Annotated in this window: 12 protein-coding genes and 1 pseudogene; 6 read left to right on the forward strand and 7 right to left on the reverse strand. The window is 70.3% G+C overall.

What is annotated here, in order from left to right; genetic code table 11:
• Positions 1 to 223: 223 nt before the first annotated feature.
• A pseudogene (locus ACY5KJ_RS00010) lies at positions 224 to 463 on the forward strand (esterase/lipase family protein); the annotation flags it as partial.
• A gap of 384 nt (positions 464 to 847) precedes the next feature.
• Here the strand turns inward: ACY5KJ_RS00010 and pcrA are convergent.
• The 4 genes from pcrA to guaA form a co-directional block, all read right to left on the reverse strand.
• Positions 848 to 3,364 carry a DNA helicase PcrA gene (gene pcrA, locus ACY5KJ_RS00015; protein ID WP_462187513.1) on the reverse strand — a complete coding sequence of 839 codons (2,517 nt, stop codon included), beginning with the start codon at positions 3,362 to 3,364 and terminating at the stop codon, positions 848 to 850.
• The gene (locus tag ACY5KJ_RS00020; protein WP_462202410.1) at positions 3,361 to 3,519 is read right to left on the reverse strand and encodes a hypothetical protein; all 159 of its coding nucleotides are present in this window, start codon (positions 3,517 to 3,519) and stop codon (positions 3,361 to 3,363) included. The genes pcrA and ACY5KJ_RS00020 overlap by 4 nt, the downstream gene beginning before the upstream one ends.
• A 155-nt stretch (positions 3,520 to 3,674) precedes the next feature.
• Entirely contained in the window at positions 3,675 to 4,811 is a 1,137-nt protein-coding gene (locus ACY5KJ_RS00025; RefSeq protein WP_462187510.1) for a threonine ammonia-lyase, read from the reverse strand.
• A gap of 232 nt (positions 4,812 to 5,043) precedes the next feature.
• Positions 5,044 to 6,612, reverse strand: coding sequence for a glutamine-hydrolyzing GMP synthase (gene guaA / locus ACY5KJ_RS00030; RefSeq protein WP_462187523.1), 1,569 nt, complete (start codon positions 6,610 to 6,612; stop codon positions 5,044 to 5,046).
• Between the two features lie 599 nt (positions 6,613 to 7,211).
• Here guaA and ACY5KJ_RS00035 point away from each other — a divergent pair.
• The 4 genes from ACY5KJ_RS00035 to ACY5KJ_RS00050 are packed head-to-tail and all read left to right on the forward strand — an operon-like array spanning position 7,212 to position 12,429.
• A complete protein-coding gene (locus tag ACY5KJ_RS00035; RefSeq protein ID WP_462202411.1) occupies positions 7,212 to 11,048 on the forward strand; it encodes a nitrate- and nitrite sensing domain-containing protein in 3,837 nt (1,278 codons plus the stop codon).
• Positions 11,045 to 11,467, forward strand: coding sequence for a roadblock/LC7 domain-containing protein (locus ACY5KJ_RS00040; RefSeq protein ID WP_462185734.1), 423 nt, complete (start codon positions 11,045 to 11,047; stop codon positions 11,465 to 11,467). Before ACY5KJ_RS00035 ends, ACY5KJ_RS00040 begins: the two co-directional genes overlap by 4 nt.
• A 25-nt stretch (positions 11,468 to 11,492) precedes the next feature.
• Complete coding sequence (locus ACY5KJ_RS00045; protein ID WP_011435095.1) at positions 11,493 to 11,852, forward strand: DUF742 domain-containing protein; 360 nt, start codon at positions 11,493 to 11,495, stop codon at positions 11,850 to 11,852.
• Complete coding sequence (locus tag ACY5KJ_RS00050; protein WP_462185733.1) at positions 11,833 to 12,429, forward strand: GTP-binding protein; 597 nt, start codon at positions 11,833 to 11,835, stop codon at positions 12,427 to 12,429. The genes ACY5KJ_RS00045 and ACY5KJ_RS00050 overlap by 20 nt, the downstream gene beginning before the upstream one ends.
• A 59-nt stretch (positions 12,430 to 12,488) precedes the next feature.
• Here ACY5KJ_RS00050 and ACY5KJ_RS00055 read toward each other — a convergent pair whose 3' ends face one another.
• Together ACY5KJ_RS00055 and ACY5KJ_RS00060 are read right to left on the reverse strand one after the other, a co-directional pair.
• On the reverse strand, positions 12,489 to 13,850 hold the full coding sequence (locus tag ACY5KJ_RS00055) for an ABC transporter substrate-binding protein (protein WP_462202413.1): 1,362 nt from the start codon (positions 13,848 to 13,850) through the stop codon (positions 12,489 to 12,491).
• A 194-nt stretch (positions 13,851 to 14,044) separates the two neighbouring features.
• Positions 14,045 to 14,518, reverse strand: a complete 474-nt coding sequence (locus ACY5KJ_RS00060; protein ID WP_462202414.1) for a hypothetical protein — start codon at positions 14,516 to 14,518, stop codon at positions 14,045 to 14,047.
• Between the two features lie 30 nt (positions 14,519 to 14,548).
• Between ACY5KJ_RS00060 and ACY5KJ_RS00065 the strand changes: the two genes are divergently transcribed.
• Positions 14,549 to 14,830, forward strand: a complete 282-nt coding sequence (locus ACY5KJ_RS00065) for a hypothetical protein (protein ID WP_462202416.1) — start codon at positions 14,549 to 14,551, stop codon at positions 14,828 to 14,830.
• A 2,338-nt stretch (positions 14,831 to 17,168) separates the two neighbouring features.
• On the opposite strand, the gene ACY5KJ_RS00070 is transcribed toward ACY5KJ_RS00065, so the two are convergent.
• Positions 17,169 to 18,338 (reverse strand): hypothetical protein, encoded by a 1,170-nt coding sequence (locus ACY5KJ_RS00070; RefSeq protein WP_462185730.1) that lies wholly within the window; start codon positions 18,336 to 18,338, stop codon positions 17,169 to 17,171.
• Positions 18,339 to 18,519 lie beyond the last annotated feature (181 nt).

Consider the following 18,519-nt stretch of genomic DNA (forward strand, 5'->3'; position numbering starts at 1 on the left):
CACGACCCCGGTGAATGCCCGCGGGCTCGCCGTGGAAGCGGCCTGGATCGCCACCCACCTCGCCCTCTACCCGGCGAGTGCGCTGCGCCGGCAGCGCCCGCGCGAGCACGAGCCCTACTCACTGAGCGCCCTCTCCCCCCTGCACCGCAGCCTGCTGGTCAACGCTCCCGACGCGGCAGGCACCCCGATCCTGCTGATCCACGGCCTGATCGACAACCGGTCCGTGTTCACCCGGTTGGGCCGGTCGCTGCGCCGCCGCGGTTTCCGCCGGGTGCGCACGGTGGAGCTGCCGCTGCTCGTACCGACGGTGCAGGAAGCGGCGCTCCGACTCGCCGCGTCCGTGCACGCCGCCATGGCGGACAGCGGCAGGCAGCGCGTGCACATCGTCGCCCATTCACTCGGCGGGCTGGTGGCCCGTTACTACGTGCAGCAACTCGGGGGCGATCAGTACGTGGACACGCTGATCACTCTCGCGACGCCTCATTCCGGCACCCGTCTCGCCGGGCTTGTCCCCCGGTCGGTGCCGTACCGGCTCGTCACCCAGCTACGGCCGGGATCGGCGCTCCTACGCGAACTCGCCGCACCCGCCCCCGGCTGCCGGACCCGGTTCGTCGCGATCGGCGCCGGGCTGGACAGCGTGGTGCGGCCCGCCGAGGCGACGCTCGACCATCCCGATCTCGACATCGAAAATCACACCGTGCCGGGCCTCGGGCATCATTCTCTGGCCTTCAGCGGCAAGGTTGCCCACCTGGTCGCGAGCTGCCTCGCCGGGGCGCCGGACCGGCCGGGACCGGTCCCCCGAGCGGAACGGTCCCGGCGACCCGGACCGTCGGGACCCTCGGGACCGTCAGAGCTTCTCGACGGGGGCGTACCGCAGGAGCAGGCGCTTCGTGCCGGCGTTCTCGCCGAAGTCGATGGTCGCCTCGGCGGAGTCACCGACCCCGCCGGTGGCGACGACAACCCCGAGACCGAAACTGTCATGGGTCACCCGGTCGCCTTGGCGCAGTTCCAGGACGGCCCGCGCGGCCGGCCGCGCGCGGCCCGAGAACGGCGAGTTCGGTAGCGGTTTACGCGCCGCCGGGGCGTCGGCGGCGCCCCGGCGGGTGGCGCCCGGCCCAAACCCGCCAGACGAACCCCAGGACGTCCCCGCGGGCGCCGGCGGGGGATCGGCCAGCCGACGCCAGTCAACCAGCGTGTCCGGCACCTCGCCGAGGAAGCGCGACGGCGGGTTGTAGGCCGGTTGGCCCCAGGCGCTGCGCATCACCGCGCGGGTCAGGTAGAGCCGGGTCCGGGCCCGGGTGACGCCCACATAGGCGAGCCGGCGTTCCTCCTCGAGCTGGGTGGGATCTCCCAAGGTCCGCAGGTGCGGGAAGACGCCGTCCTCGAGACCGGTGAGGAAGACGACGGGGAACTCGAGGCCCTTGGCGCTGTGCAGCGTCATAAGGGTGACCACGCCATCGGAACCGTCGTCGCTCGGAACCTGGTCCGCGTCGGCGACGAGCGAGACCTGCTCGAGGAACTCCGCGAGCGTGCCCTCGGGCAGCCGCTGGGTGAACTCCTGGACCACTCCGACCAGTTCCTGCAGGTTTTCCACCCGGCCCTGGGACTCGACGGTGTCCTCGGCGAGGAGTTCCGACAGGTAGCCGGTGCGTTCAAGCACCGCCTCGACCACGGCCACCGGGTCGTCGGCCGCCATGGTGCGTAGCTCGGCGAGCAGCGCGGTGAACTCTCGCACCGCCTTCGCCGAGCGCGCGGCGATCCCCGGCACCTCGTCGACACGCTCCAGTGCCTGCGCGAACCCGATCCGCTCGACATCGGCGAAGCCCGCCAGGGCCGCCTCAGCCCGCTCGCCGATCCCGCGGCGAGGCACGTTCAGGATGCGACGCAGGTTCACCGTGTCGCTGGGATTGACGAGGACCCGCAGGTAGGCAAGGAGATCACGGATCTCCTTGCGCTCGTAGAACCGCACCCCGCCGACCACCCGGTAGGGCAGCCCGACCCGGACAAAGATCTCCTCAAACACCCGGCTCTGGGCGTTGGTCCGGTAGAACACCGCGACGTCGGCGGACCGCGCGAGCTTCGCGTCCGAGAGCCGGTCGACCTCCTCGGCGACAAAGGCCGCCTCGTCGTGCTCGTTGTCGGCGGCGAATCCGACGATCTTCTCACCGTCACCGGCGTCCGACCACAGCCGCTTGGCCTTGCGCTGGTTGTTACGCGCGATCATCGCGTTCGCGGCGGAGAGGATGGTCTGGGTGGAGCGGTAGTTCTGTTCCAGCAGGATCACCGCGGCGTTCGGGAAGTCCTCCTCGAACTCCACAATATTGCGGATGTTCGCCCCGCGGAAGGCGTAGATCGACTGGTCCGCGTCGCCAACCACGCACAGCTCCGCCGGTGGGACGGCGCCCGAGGCCCAGGTATCCGACCCGGCCGCTGGCTCCTCTGACTCCACCGGCGCGGACCCGGCACCGAAGTACGCCGGCTGACCGACGAGCTCGCGCACCAAAACGTACTGCGCGTGGTTGGTGTCCTGGTACTCGTCCACGAGCACATGTCGGAAGCGGCGCCGGTAGTGCTCAGCGACGTCGGGGAACGCCTGGAGGAGGTTCACCGTCGTCATGATCAGATCGTCGAAGTCGAGGGCGTTGGCCTGAGCCAGCCGCTGCTGATAAGCGGCGTAGACCTCGGCGACGGTCCGCTCGAGGTGGTTCGTGGCCCGGTCCCGTGCGGCCTCCCAGTCGATCAGTTCGTTCTTCAGGTTGCTGATCTGTGCCGCCAGACCTCGGGCGGGATGCCGCTTGGGATCAAGATCGAGGTCGCGGGTGACCAGAGTGATCAGACGCTGCGCGTCGGCGGCGTCGTAGATGGAGAAGGTCGAGCTGAACCCGAGACTCTTCGCCTCGGACCTCAGGATGCGCACGCAGGCCGAGTGGAAGGTGCTCACCCACATCGCCCGCGCCCGAGGACCGACCAGTGCCGAGACCCGTTCGCGCATCTCGCTGGCGGCCTTGTTGGTGAACGTGATCGCCAGAATCTCCCCCGGCCGGACCCCCCGGGCAGCCAGCAGGTACGCGATACGGTGGGCCAGCACCCGCGTCTTGCCGGACCCCGCGCCCGCGACGACAAGCAGGGGTGCTCCGATGTGCACCACCGCCGCCCGCTGCTGCAGGTTGAGCCCGTCGAGCAGACCCTCGGCATCCAGGCGCGGCGAGGAGGAGTCACCGGGCCCGTCCCCGCCCACCGGCGGCGCCAGCACCGCTGGGCCGAACAGGTCGTAGGGCACGTGCGCACCGCCGTGGACATCCGTCCCGACCGACCCGGCGATGCCGGATCCGCCGCCGTGGGAATCGCCGAAAAAGCCGCTCATGGGACTCCGATCGTACGTTCGACGTCGAGCGGGTCGGACCGCGGCATGCCCGGATCGTACCCGACGACCCGGTTCGCGGTGTGGTTCGCGGTGTGGTTCGCGAGATGCACCGACAGCCCCACCCGGCCGCGGTCCTCGCGCGTCCGTGCCACCACATGACCATCACGCGTCCACGCCCAGTGGTCGTCGACCCGCGTGCTGACCAGCCTATTGTCCGTCGTTCCCGCCCCGCCCCGCGCGCGAGGGCGGGGCGTCGATGGCCGTGGTCCGCGTCAACGCCCGGCCCACCGGCGGTCACGCGGTCAGGCGGTCACGCGGTGCTCGACGCGCTCGGCGGGATGGCCGCGAGCGCCTTCACCCTGCTGGCCACCCCCGGGTCGATGTTGCCGCCCGACAGGATCGCCACCGTCGGGCCCTGCGCGAGATCACCTTGACGCAACAAGGCCGCAACCCCCGCGGCGCCGGCCGGTTCCACCTGGTGGCCGGCCCGGTGCAGCAACACCATCGCCTCCCAGAACGCTGCCTCATCGACCGTGACGATCTCGTCCACCAGGCGTGCGGCAAGGGCGAAGGTCAGAACCCCGGGAGCGTTCACCGCCATACCGTCGGCGATCGTGGTCGACGCCGAGACCACCCGTGACGAACGTGGCGCCGTCGGCTGTTCGGACGTCCGGCTGCCCGGAATCGTCCCGGCTTCCCACAGTGTTCCGGCACCAGGCGTCACCACCCCACCGGGGGGCACCGGGAGCCGCCGGCCAGCCCGCAGCGACGCGGCGAACGCCGACGACAGCACGGACTGCACACCGACCACTCGCACATCGGGGCGCCGGGACCGCACCGCCGCAGCCAGCCCGCTGATCAGTCCTCCGCCGCCCACCCCGACCAGAACGGTGCCGAGATCGGGCACCTGATCGAGCAACTCCAAGCCGATCGTGCCCTGCCCGGCCACCACCGTCGGGTCGTCGAATGGGTGGACCAGCAGCCGGTCTCCCCGGGCGGCGAAGGCGGCGGCCGCCGCGAGCGCCGCCTCCACCCCCCCGGGTATCTTCTCGACCCGGGCGCCCCACCGGCGCGTCCGCGCCACTTTGACCGGATTGGCCCCCACCGGCACGAAGATGGTCGCCTCGACGCCGAAGGTCGCGGCCGCGAAGGCCACTCCCTGGGCATGGTTACCGGCACTGGCCGCCACCACCCCCCGGGCCCGCGTCGCCGGATCCGCGGTGGCCACCCGGTGGTAGGCACCCCGAAGCTTGAACGAACCGGTGTGCTGCTCGTGCTCACACTTGAGCCAGACGGGCGCACCGATCGCCGCCGACAGGCCGAGATCCCGGACGACTCTGGTCTGTCGTGCCACCCCGGCAAGGACGCGGGCCGCGGCGCGGATGTCCGACGCCCAGAGTTCGGCGTCCGGGGCTACCGATCGGTCGTCTGCGGCTGCTGCGGTCATGGAGCATCTCCCGGCGGCTGAGCGGCCACCCCACCATGACCGCGGCAACAAAAAAGCCCCCCACCAGGACAAGGCGGAAGGGCGAGGCGCGGACCCGATGACCGGTCGCGCGCCTAGGTAATGGCCATCTCGTGCGGGGTCACGTCATCCAGGGTGCTCCGGTCCCGCCCGGACGTCAAACGTGCCCGTCGGCGGGGGTCGCCCGACGGGCACGCGCTCCGATCCGGGATCGTCACTCCCACTCAATCGTGCCGGGGGGCTTGGAGGTGATGTCGTACACCACCCGGTTGACCTGCGGCACCTCGTTGACCACCCGGTTCGAGATGCGTTCCAGCAGGCCGTAGGGGAGCCGGGCCCAGTCGGCGGTCATCGCGTCCTCGCTGGTGACCGCGCGCAGGACGATCGGGAAGCCGTACGTACGCTCGTCACCCTGGACGCCTACCGACCGCACGTCGGCGAGCAGCACCGCGAAGACCTGCCAGATCTCGCGGTCCAGGCCGGCCTTGCGAATCTCCTCCCGGATCACCGCGTCGGCCGCCCGCACCACGTCGAGCCGCTCGGGCGTGACCTCGCCGATGATGCGGACGGCGAGGCCCGGGCCCGGGAACGGCTGGCGCCAGACGATCTCCTCGGGCAGCCCGAGCTCCTCGCCGAGCCGACGGACCTCGTCCTTGAACAGGGTCCGAAGCGGCTCGACCAGACCGAACCGCAGGTCCTCGGGCAGTCCGCCGACGTTGTGATGAGACTTGATCTTCGCGGCCGTCGGCGAACCGGATTCGATCACATCGGGATACAATGTCCCCTGCACGAGAAAGTCGATCGTCGCGCCCTCCGCCTCCGCCCGGGCCTCCAGTTCGCGGGCGGACTCCTCGAAGACCCGGATGAACTCGCGGCCGATAATCTTCCTCTTCCGTTCCGGATCGGTCACTCCGGACAGCGCGGCGGCAAACCGGTCGGCCGCCTTGACATGGACCAGATCCACACCGGTGGTCGCGACGAAATCGCGTTCGACCTGTTCCGCCTCGCCGGCCCGCAGCAAACCATGATCGACGAAGACGCAGGTGAGCGCGTCTCCCACCGCCCGGTGCACGAGCGCGGCAGCGACCGCGGAGTCCACCCCGCCGGACAGGCCGCAGATCAACCGTCCGGTCCCGACCTGGGCCCGGACGGCCGCGACAGCCTCGTCAACAATGTTGATCATTGTCCAGGTGGGCCGGCAGCCCGCGCCCACGAACAGGAAGTGCCGCAGCACGTCCATGCCTCGCTCGCTGTGGACCACCTCCGGGTGGAACTGCACGCCGTAGAGACGACGCGCGGGGTCCTCAAAGGCGGCGACCGGGGCCGACGGTGTGGAAGCCGTCACCCGGAAGCCGGGCGGCGCGGCGGTCACCGAGTCGCCATGCGACATCCAGACCTGCTGGACAACGGGCAGACCGTCGAAGAGAACCCCGGGACCCGACACCGACAGACGAGTTGCTCCGTACTCGGCGGTTCCCGTGCGCGCGACGGCGCCGTCAAGCGCCTGAGCCATGACCTGATGGCCATAGCAGATACCGAGAATAGGCACTCCGGTAGCGAACAACGCAGGATCCACCCGGGGCGCGCCAGGCGAGTAGACGGACTTCGGGCCGCCAGAAAGGATCAGTGCGGACGGACGCCGGGCGAGGATCTCGTCCACCGACATATCCCACGGGACGATCTCCGAATACACATGACATTCGCGTATGCGCCGGGCGATCAGTTGGGCATACTGGGCACCGAAATCGATCACCAGCACGGTGTCATAGCCCGGATGCCCCACCGCGGACGGGCCGGTGGGGCCGTCCGCCGGGGACCGCGGAACATCCCGAACCGCGCCGGTATCCGTCGGCTCCGCACCGCGACCAGCACTGCTACGCTGCAACTCACTCACCCCGCAAGCCTACGGACACGGCGACCCCACCGGTCCGCCCAGGCGCCCAACCATCTCCCACGGCCTTCACCGGAACAGACGAAGCACGCCGGACGCCGCCACGAAGGCGGTAAGGGCTCATGTCGGAGATGTCTAGGATGCCGAGTTTGCGTCTTCAGCCGGGTTCACTCACCCCGACAATCGCTTCGATCATCAGTGACGCCCGATGTCGGCCTTCCCCGGCGGTTACGGTAGTGGTGACTCCGCGCGCAGTAGCGACAACTGACGTGCAGCCACCAAGGCGCTTACGGTGGGCGCCTTTCGGATGCCGACTTCGTACCGCTATGGTGCCTGACAAGGGACATCCGGGCCCGATACCGAGCCATCCTGGTACGACCTGTTCCGGGAGGCTGGCGGAGAGGTTGCGAAGGTACGTGCGCAGACAACCGATGGCCAGCAGCACGGGCATCGCCGCAGACTCGGAGCCGACAGTGGCGCCGGGTTCGCCCGTGGACGCCGAAGACGGCGGGCAGCGCGATGGTCGATTCGCCGCGCCACCGAACCCAGCCGGGTCGGGACTGGCGCGCCTTCACCGCGCCGCCGCCAACCCCACCAACTGGCGGGTACGCACCAAGCTGATCGCGATTCTGGCCGTGCCTGTCATCGCGATCCTCGCCTACTCGTCCATCGAGGCGGGTACGGTGCTGACGAGCACGCGGGACGTCAACCGGATGTCCGACCTGACCGAGATCAGCCGCTCGGCGTCCGGGCTGGTCCACGCCCTGCAGGCCGAGCGCACCTACAGCACCGGATTCATCGCCAGCGGTCCCGTCGGCGCCCGGGACGGGAGCACGATTCCCACCCGCCGGGCGGCGGTCGATGAAGCTTACAAGGCGTACAAGTCAGCTGCCAGCGAGCGGCGAGGATCCTTCGGCAGCGAGGTACGCCGCGCCCTCGACGACATCAGCAGCCGGATGGACACGCTGCCCGCCAAGCGGCAGACGATCGAAAGGCTGATCGACAGGAAGGCGGTCGAGACCGCCTTTCAGCCGATCATCAACTCGCTGATCAACCTGATCCGGCTGATCCCGCAGGGAAATGACGACCAGGAGCTCAACGCCGGGGTCAACACGGCCTACTTCTTGATGTCCGGGACGGAGCTTCTCGCCGAGGAGCAGGCACTTATCCACGGCCTGCTCACCCGCAACGGGAACCATGTCCTCACGGCAGACGACTATCGCGAGTTCCTGTCGGCCGAGACCCAGCGGGGCCGCCAGCGCAACGATCTCGAGAACGTCGCTCTACCGGACCAGCTCGCGGTCTACGAACCGACGATCGACACCGAGACCAACGGGAACATCCGCAACACCCAGAATTATGTCGAAGAAATTCTGAATGCGCCCATCGGTCAGCCGCTGACCGCGCTGGAAGCCGAGAAATGGGACCAGGCGACCCAGCAGACCATCGACACCGGTACGGAGGCCGTCGACAAGCTCTTGGGCCTCGTCGACGCCCGCATAGGCACCCTGCGGGGCAACATCCAGCGCCACGCGCTGCTGTCCGGTCTACTGATCGTGCTCATCCTGGCCCTCGCCCTGCTCGCCGCACTGGTCGTCGCGCGCTCGCTGGTCCGCCCCCTGCTGGCGCTGCGGACCGCCGCGCTGGACATCGCCGATCACCGGCTTCCCGAGGCCGTCCGTCGGTTGCGCGATTCCACCGAGCTGGACATCGACGACTCGATCGAACCGGTCGGTATCGACACTGACGAGGAGGTCGGCGAAGTCGCGCGGGCTTTCGACGAGGTTCACCGGGAGGCGATCCGGCTGGCCTCCGAACAGGCGTCGCTGCGGAACAACGTCAACGCGATGTTCGTGAACCTCTCCCGGCGCAGTCAGGGACTGGTCGAACGGCAGCTGCGTCTCATCGACGAGCTGGAGAACCGCGAGCAGGATCCGGACCAGTTGTCCAACCTGTTCAAGCTGGATCACCTCGCCACCCGTATGCGGCGGAACAACGAAAGCCTGCTCGTCCTCGCCGGCACGGACACCGCTCGGCGCTGGACACACCCCGTCCCGCTGAACGAGGTCGTACTGGCGGCCATCTCCGAGGTGGAGCAGTACACCAGGGTCAAGCAGACGTCGGCCGCCGCGGTGTCCATCGCCGGCAACGGTGTCAGCGACGTCGTCCACCTGGTCGCCGAGCTCCTCGAGAACGCCACCTCGTACTCGCCGCCGGCCACCAGCGTCCTCGTCACCAGCCGCTCGCTCGGTCCGGGGGCCGGGGCGATGATCGAGATCGAGGACCAGGGCATCGGCATGCCGGCCAAGGAACTCGAACGGGTCAACGACCGACTGGCGAACCCGCCGGTGGTCGACGTGTCGGTGTCACGGACCATGGGCCTGTTCGCGGTCGGTCGGCTGGCCAGCCGCCACGGCATCCACGTCCAGCTGCGCGAATCCGCCTCCGGAGGTATCACCGCTGTCGTCCGGCTGCCCGCCAAGCTGGTGACCGGAGACGGCCGGGCCGGCACGGGACCGGGCCGGCCCACCGCGCCGACGCTAGGAACCCGCGCCGGCGACGCGCCGGCCATCCCCGGTTCCCCGACCGGACCGCGTGCACCGGAGCGGCCGGAGCGCACCGGCTCGGGAACTCCCGAACCGGTGGGCGGCAGGGTCGCGCCGACGAACGGCACCGGGGCCAACGGGCACCGGACCGCAGGTGAACCCGCCGGACCGGAAAGCCTTTTCGACGACTCCAGTGGGCCCCGGCGGTTCCCCAACACCGGGCCGTTCCCGCTCACCGGGCCGCTGGCCGCCGCTCAGCTCGGGTCCGACCGAACGGGTTCGCTGCCCACCGCGGATAATCGCGACTTCGGGCCGGACGACTTCACCCCCGGCCTCGACAGCGGCACCGAGCGCGACAGCGAGGCGGATAGCACCGGCGCCGCTCCGCCGACCCTGCCGCACGATCTACTCGGGCGGGGAGGAAACGACGGGGACTACCCGGTCCCGGGAGCCCGGGACCGGGACCGGCCCGGCCCCGGTGGGCAGGACGGTCCCCGTGACCCACGGGAGCTCGACGACCGGGAACTCAACGACCGGGAACTCGACCTCGATGTCCTTCGCGGCCGCGGCGGCACCGCTCCCGGTGGCCGGCTCGACCCGGCCACCGACGCCGAACCGCCCCCCGACGTCGTACCGGACACCCAGACCATCGACCGGCGCGGATTCGGACGACGGGACGATCTGGTCACGGACGAGACGAGACCGGTGTCGTTCGGGGACAACCGCTGGGGGACCAAACCACGTCCCGGCGGCACCACCGGGCCCGGTCGGACCGAGCAGCCCGACACCGCCCCGGCACCGCCCGGCCCGGCACCGCCCGGCCCGAGACCGCCCGGCCAGACCCGGCCCGAGGCCGGTGAGCGGACCCCGTCGGCCGAGGAGCCGACCCCCGGGGCCGGCAGTGTGTTCGCCCGCTCCGAGAACCGGCCCGTTCCGCAGGAACGATCGGAGCCCATGGAGTCCACCGGTCCCCGCGACCGGCCGGCGTCGGCGCTCGGGTCCCGGCGGTTCCGCGATACCGGAGCGACGGAGGCGATCTCCGGCGAGGACACCGGCGAACAGACCACGGCGGACCGGGACACCGACGACATCGAGACGTCGCCGATCTTCGACTCCGTGTCGGCGTGGTTCCAGCGACGTTCGCCGTCCAGTCGGGCGCCCGCCCAGCATTCGACGGCGGCCGCGGCGGCCCACCTCACCGGGCCGGATGCCGGTACGGCGGCGCCACCGGCCCGTTCCCCGGTCCGTCCGGGGCTCGGTGGGGCCTTCGGGCAACGCGGCCCCGCCCGCTCCGGAGTCGATCCGCTCACGGGTACCCGGACACCGGCGCGGGAGGAGCCCGCGGCGGACGCGCCATCGGCGGCTCCGCCCGTCCCGGCCTTCGCGGCCCAGCATCAGACGGCCCTGCGTCAGACGGCCCCGCACCATCAGACGGCAGGGCAGTACCAGCCAACACAGCACCAGGCAACGCCCCAGCAGACCCCGTCCCGGGAGAACTGGACATCTCCCGGGGACGCCGGCTGGCAGGCGGCCGAGTTGTTGCGTCAACCGAGCACAGGCGGCGTAACGCGGTCGGGCCTACCGGTGCGAGTTCCCATAACCCATCTCGTGCCCGGCAGCGCCGAACCCGCGCCCCGCCGGCGTCCCGCCGACACCTCGGCCAGATCTCCTGAGGCTGTAGGAGGCCGGCTTGCCAGCTTCTACCAGGGCGTACGGCAGGGACGTGATGTCGGAGTCGACACCGCGAGGAATCCTCGACGTGACGCGCAGGAGGAACGGTGACACCCGTGAGTTCTGAAGCCCAGAACCTCAACTGGTTGATCAACAATTTTATCGATCGAGTCCCGGGTGCCGCCCACACCGTCGTGGTGTCCGCAGACGGCCTGCTACTCGCCGTCTCCGACGGCTTCCCCCGGGATCGCGCCGACCAGCTCGCCGCAGTGGCCTCGGGACTGGTGAGCCTGACCCAGGGCGCCGCCCGCGTCTTCGAGGCGGGCGGCGTCACCCAGACGGTCGTGGAGATGGAGCACGGCTTTCTCTTCATCATGGCAATCAGTGACGGCGCGAGCATGGCAGTGCTCGCGGCACCATCCTGCGACATCGGTCTGGTCGGCTATGAGATGGCCCTGCTGGTCAGCCGGGCGAAGGACGTCCTGACCCCGGCGTTGCGCGCCGAGCTGCAGGGAACCCTTCCGCGGTGACCGGACGGCAACACAGGGAGTCAGGGTGAGTATCGATCCCGAGGGCACGCCCGGGCCGGTCGTCCGTCCGTATGCGATGACCGGTGGGCGCACTCGGTCGCGCTATGAACTCGCCATCGAGGCACTCGTCTTCACGACGCCTCTCGGCGAGGAACGAGCGATCGGCCTCAACCTGGAGCAACAGACCATCGCCGCCATGTGCCGGCAGGTGCGATCCATCGCGGAGATCGCCGCTGGCCTCCGGGTGCCCCTCGGGGTGGCCCGCGTGCTGGTAGGCGACATGGCGGACGAAGGCTTCGTCCGCGTCCACCAGCAGCCTGACCGCGACGAGGCACCGGATCTCGCGTTGCTCGAAAGGGTTCTCAGTGGCCTTCGAAAGCTCTGACAACAGGCGGGTCAACTCCGCCGTCGCCACGACCTCGGTTAAGATCGTAGTAGCGGGCGGGTTCGGCGCCGGAAAAACCACATTCGTGGGTTCGGTGTCCGAGATCGTCCCGCTGCGCACCGAGGCCGTCATGACCGAGGCGGGAGCCCACATCGACGACCTCACCCACCTGATGGACAAGACCACCACCACGGTCGCCATGGACTTCGGCCGAGTCTCGCTGGACGAGGATCTGATCCTGTACTTGTTCGGCACCCCCGGGCAGTACCGCTTCTGGTTCATGTGGGACGACATCGTGCGGGGAGCCATCGGTGCGATCGTGCTCGCCGACACCCGCCGACTGGCCGACTGCTTCGCCGCGGTCGACTACTTCGAGCAGCGGCAGTTGCCCTTCGTGATTGGCGTCAACTGCTTCGACGGGATTCTGCGGCACTCGATCGAGGACGTCCGGGAAGCACTGCAGATCAGCCCGGCCGTTCCCGTCATCACCTGCGACGCCCGCAACCGCGACTCCACCAAGAGCGCACTGATCGCGGTGGTCGAGCACACGATGTCGCGGGCAACCGCACGGACCTGAGGTGATCCCGCCCGGGACGGCCGGTGCCAGTCGCCCCGGGCAAACGAGCCGACCCGAGCTCAGACGGGCGAGGGAACTTTGCGGAGTTCGGCCTCCAGCGGGACCTTGGTGTTACCCGCGTTGTTGACGATCTTGAGGTTGAAATCGTTCGCCTGCTGATTCTGGTTCCACTGACCACCGACGAGGGCGATGCGGGCCACGTTCTTCGGGACGTTGGGCTGAGCTCCGAACGCCACGGGTCCGACAATGGTCTGGGCGTCGACGTCGCGGATGGCCGTGGCGACGGCTTCCCGACTGTTGAGGGAGTCGACGTTGCTCAGCGCCTTGACGGCGACCTCGAACAGGGCGTACGAAAATCCCAGGGTCTGGGTCCACCCCTGACCGCGGGCGCTGGTGAAGTCGTTGGCCAACTCCAGGGACGTCTTGTTCGTCAGCGAGCTACGGAAGGGATGCGCCGGTGACCACGCCACCTCGGTGGTAAGACCGTCACCACCGGTACCGAGGCCACGCACATCCTCCTGGAAGTAGATCGCCTTGGAGATCGTCAGGGCGTTCGGCGAGTAACCGGAGGCCCTGGTCTCCTTCCGGAAGGTGGCGAAGTCCGCGGCCCGGGACACGCCGACGACGGCCTGCACCCCGTTCTTCTTGAATTCATCGATATAGGTCTTGAATGAGGGCGCCCCGGTTGAGTAGCCGGCTGACATCGGCGACGTCAGCCGGAGATTGTTGTAGTTGCGGATGGTGGGAATTCCGAAGTCCGGGTCGGCGAACGCGCGGCCGTCGTCGTCGTCCGGATACATGAGCCCCACCTTGGTGATCCCGAGCTGGCTCCACATCGCGACGTAAGTCGCCACCAGGTCCTCCATGCCCCAGAAAAAGTGGTAGGTCCAGCGGAAGGGCATATCGACGTTGCCGCCCCGGCCATTCCACCAGGCCTGCCACGGGGCGATTGTGGAGATACAGGGAACCTGGTTGATCTCGCACTGGTCCGCGACAGGAATGGCGGTGTCGGAGGTGCCACCGACCAGCACGATGTCGACCTTGTCCTTGAAGATCAGGTCGGTTGTCGCGGTCCCGGCGCCATGGCGGTCCGACTCGGAGTCCCGGACGAAGATCTCGACGGGATAGGTGCGGTTCCCCACCTTCACGCCGTCGGCCAGGATCGTGCGCATCGTCTGCAGCACATACGAGTCGACCACGCTGTAACTGCGGAACGCCCCCGTCCGGGACGTCACATAGCCGAGACGTACCTTGCGCGTCGCGCTAGCCGAGGAGGATGAACCCCCGCACGCGGCCAACAGCCCGGCGGCCGGTGCCGCGACCGCCGCGGTCCCGGCCCAGCGAAGCAGGCCGCGCCGGTTAACGGCCCGTCGGCCGCTCTCCCGGGGAGCGGGGACGCCCCCGTCCGCACCGCCAGCCACATCCGTCCTGCCAGCGGCGGGACACCGTCCGCCACCCTCACTACGGTCAGACCTGAGCATGGCACCTGATCCTGCCCCACGCCACCCTGAATCCGACAGCCGGGGTCGGAACTCGGCAGATCCCGGGCGACCAGGGGCGCCTTAGATCCGACATATCGGTGTTTCACTTACCGTCAGCATGGGGATGGATCTTCTCAGTTCACCCCGCAGTATCGGTGCGGCGCACTGCCACTCGCGGTGAGTTCCAGCGTGCCCTGCGCCTTGTCGCGGATTCCGGCCCCGGGCTTGGCGATGTGCACCCCGGAAAGATCCTTCAGTGGCCCGCCGGTGAACTTCACGTTGCCGATCACATTCCCGCCGTCATTACCGGCCACCGGCGTGATCGTGTACTGACCGGCGGTGCCGCCCCAACTGTAGGCACCGGCGGTCCGTTCGACCACGAGCACACCGACGACATTGTCGGACAGCTTCAGGGGATTCGTCCCGGTAACAAGCCGGCATTCCCAGCTGCCATCAATCATCGCCTTGCCATTGATCGCGTCCGGGCTGGTCGTGGTGGGCGTCGGCGAGCCGATGGGGGGAGCCGGCGAAACCGACGGCGCGCTCTTGCCGTCGCCATCGCCGCGCAGGAGTGCATAGCCGCCAACCGCGAGCAACGCGAGGACCAACGCAACGGCCAAAGGACCGATCCAACCCTGATGAAGCCAGGCGAGGCGATCCTCGCCGGAGAGGTCCTCGTCGTCCGGCTCATCCCGGGCATCCCCCGGTTCCCGCAGCCCCACCGCGCGGGCATCACGTCCGGAGGCCCGCCGCCCAGGCCCGGAATGGCCGCCGGCCCCGGCGCCCTCCTCATGCCGGCCAGCATGCCCACGGCTCCTGGCGCCGGTTCCGCCAGCGCGACCGGCCCGGTCCGCGGTGCCACGCCGGCGCTCGCCGCCGTTCGCCGCACCCCGCTCACCCGATCGCGTCGATCCGGATGACCGGATGGGCTGAGGAGCCAAGACCGGTTGGAGATTGTTGGTGTCGGTCACCGGATTCGGGGTGCGGCGGCGGTCGGCAGGCACACTGCGACCACTCGGTTTGCGCACCGACCGGGAGGGCTGCCAGCCGCTGTCGTCATCCGGCGCGGGGCCGGCACCTCTGGCCTTTCCCGATCCCCGCCGGGGCACCAGGGACGTCCTCTCCGAGGGAGACTCGGGTCGGCGCCCCACCGGCGGCAACGGAGTTCCGACCAGGCCACGCGCACCGGTCCCGGCCGGCGGCGCGGAGGCGTCTGGCCGATACAGCGGACGAGCGGTCGTCATCGTCTCCTCGACCCGAGGTACAGCCAGGTCGGCGGGCCGACCGCTGGCCCGCGACGCATCGGCGCCGGCCTCGGGAGCCGCCCGCCGCTCCGGGGCCGCGAGCGCCCGGCCGCGGGCCGGAGCGGGCAGCCCGTTCTGGCCGGGCAACCGGTCAGTCGGACCGGCCAACGAGTCCCTCGGTCCAGATGCCCGATTCGCCGGCATCCTCCAGTCGCTCCCCGTCGCAGTCTCCACCGACGATCGTCGCCGGGCCACCGGGAGCGGTCCGGAGAGCGGGTCCTCACGGCCGGGGACCAGCCCGGCGATCCCGTTGGGCCCGTTGGGCGGGAGAGGACGGACGACGTCTTCGGTGCCGGACAGGGGAGTCCGCCAGCCTGCGAGATCCGCTCCGCCGTCGCGGGGGTCCCGCGGACGATCCTGGCGGGAGCGCAGACGGTCCTGGCGGGAGTGTGGGGGTAGTCCCCCGGAACCGCCGTTGCCCCCAGAACCGCCGTTCGGGCCCCTTCTTCCCGGACCCGGGTCCCTGCCGGGACGACTCGACGCCGATCCCGGCAGATAGGCTGCCGCGCCCCCGAATCCGCGGGGCGGAGTTGATGAGGTCGCGCCCGGACCGGCGGATCCACCGCCACCGGGACGGACCCCGCCGGCCTCCCGGTTCAGGGGGCCCGGGCCCGCTGCAGGCGCACCCGCACCGGGCAGTTGAACGCGGGGCGAGCTGTGCCCGTTCCAAGGATCCGTCGAGGAGTATGCGGTTCGGGGCCCGGCATCGGGCGGCGGTGCGGCGGCGGTCACGCCAAAGCTCCCGGGCACCACCGGGAAGGCCGGGCCGGTGACCCGGCTCGGGGTGCCCGACTGGCCCGGAGCTCTCCTGAGGTCCGCCGACGATGTGGGAACAGCCCGGGACGGTGGCGCGGGAACCGGTCGGGCGGAGATCGGAAACCCGCCGGTGAACGGGTCTGCGGAAGCGCCACCCCCCGATCTCGTCCCGGAGGTGGTCCCCGCCGCCCCGCCGGCCCGTGGGGAACGGCCCATCTGCACCGGTCCCGACGGCGGACCGGTCGGGACCGGATAGGCCTCTCGAGCGGGCCCGCCCACCTGCAGGTCGGGCAGCCTCGCAGCCGTCCTGGACGCCGCGGGCGGTGGCGGGGACGCCGAGGGGAGGTAGGACGTCGGCCGGGACGCGGTCGGTGGCGGACCGGCGGAAACCCGAGGACCCCTGGGAACAGGAGGAACAGGAGGAGCCACCGGAGCGGCGGATGACACCGCCGGGGTAGACGGGCCAGCGGGAGCGGGGGGGGTCACCGAGATGCCCGGCGGGCGTCCACCGGCGGGTCCCGGCGCCGGACCGTCCCAGGTGGTGGTCACGTCGAAGGGATCGGCGGGACGCGCACCGCCGCCTGCCGGCGGCATGGCCGGTCCCGGTCTCGGCGCCGGCTCACGCCGGGGCCAGGGAGTCGAATCCCAGGACGTGGGCGCGGGCTCACGGGAGACAGGACGGGCTGCCTGCTCGCCCACCCGCTCCACCGCGAAGAAATCGTCGTCACGACGGGAGGCAGCCGGGCGCCCCGTGGCACCGTCGCGGTCGGTGTCGTAGGTCGTCACAGAACTGTCACCCGCCTCCGGGCGCGGGCGCCGGACGTCGGCGACGTTATCCCGGATTCAGGCATCATGGCCACTGAACCGCTGTATTTGATCATAGGGCGGCATCTCCTGCCCCCCTGGTCAGCACGATGCGGGCAGTCATCGTGTGGACGTGCGTCGGGTAAATGTGTGATCTGGCCACGCCACCGGGTCCCCCGCCCGGGCGGACGAATGCACGTGGGGCAGCCTCGCTCCGGGAGGAGCGGTCTCGGGATGTGTCCCGGAGAACCGCACCGCCATGACCGCCCGTTGATACGTGAAGGACGTCTTATCACATCGCCGACGAAAAAGCAATAGCACTCTCGTCCGTCGTCCCGCAGCCCATCTAGGCATGTGATAATAGTTCTGTCAACCCACTGTACACCGGTAATCGTCATCGTTTGTCACGGCAGGCGGCATAGATCTCCCGCACGATGCGCTCCGACGACTCGGACTGGACGTTGTCGCTGAACCGCTGGTACTCCTCCTGGGTGTAGTCGGCTTCCAGCTTCTCCAGCGTGCAGGTGCAATAGCCTTCGTTACCGTTGCTGACGTCGAGGCACGAGCTGAGATATGCCCGACGGACCTCCGGGGAGTAACGGCCCTTCCCCACCGCGGCCGGCCCAGCCGCGGTCCCGGAGCCCGATCCACCGCCGCCGAGGGCGAGGAATCCGATGACGCCGAGCCCGAGGCAGACGAGAACGACGGCGGCGCCGATCAGCAGCGGCGGACGGTCGCGCACGTGCTGGACGAGCGCGGTGACCCGTGCCGGCAGCCCGCCGGCCTCGGCACGCCGGGCCGTCGCCCCGCGCCGGGAGGTGGGCCCGGACGGTGCCCATCCACTGTCGTGCTCGTCGAACGACCCGGCATACGGCTCCGGCCCGCCGTCCGGATCGCCGTCCCACCGCGGTGTGCCGTCCGCCGCACCACCGGTGGACGGGGCGTACGTCGCCGCCATGCCCCCGACACGCCGGATCTCGCCAGTCGAGCCGCCGTCGCCCCAGGTCGTCTGCGCTGCGGCCGGCGCTGCGGGCGCAGCCACCGGATCGACGGGATCCGCCGCACCCGCGCGGCGGGCCGGACCGGTCAGATCGCCCCACTCCGACGGCCCGCGCGGTGCAATGACGTCCGCGGCCGGTTCCCCCCACCGGCCGCGCTGGCCGGTGGGGCCGTAGGGTGCCAGCCCCTGTGTGTCCGGCGCTGATGGCGTGGCCACCGGGCCGCTCAGGGGGCGGGGTGAATCGGTGAGCGCCCCGCCCCAGCTCGGCGGTGCCGGAGCCGCTTCCACGGCGCTGGGCCCGGAATCGGGCGACGAGCCGGCAGCGCCGGGCCGCCCACCGAACGAACCGCCCTGCGCTCCTACATCGGACCCGGCCCGACCGGATCCAGGCTCCCCGACCGGACCGGCACCGAAGGCGGGCCCACCGGGATGGTTACCGAATCGCGCCAAGGCCGACGGACCGGCCGGCGGCGCTGCCGATGACGGCTGCCAGGTCTGGGCGGCCTCGTCCCAGACATAGGCACCGTCATCGCTGACCCAACGGCCGTGCTCGTCGAGACGCATCTGTCGTCCTTCATGCCGGAGACGGACCGCTTCCAGGGTGCCATGTCGGGTAAGAGCCCGGATCGACCGGGTACCGCCGGTGGTTGGCACACCACGGGCACGCCCGTCGGGCTCGCGCACCAGCGAGCGATACCTCACGCGACGGCTACCGCCTCGCAGGACGCCCGACGACCACGCATGA

Source organism: Frankia sp. CcWB3, assembly GCF_977927595.1.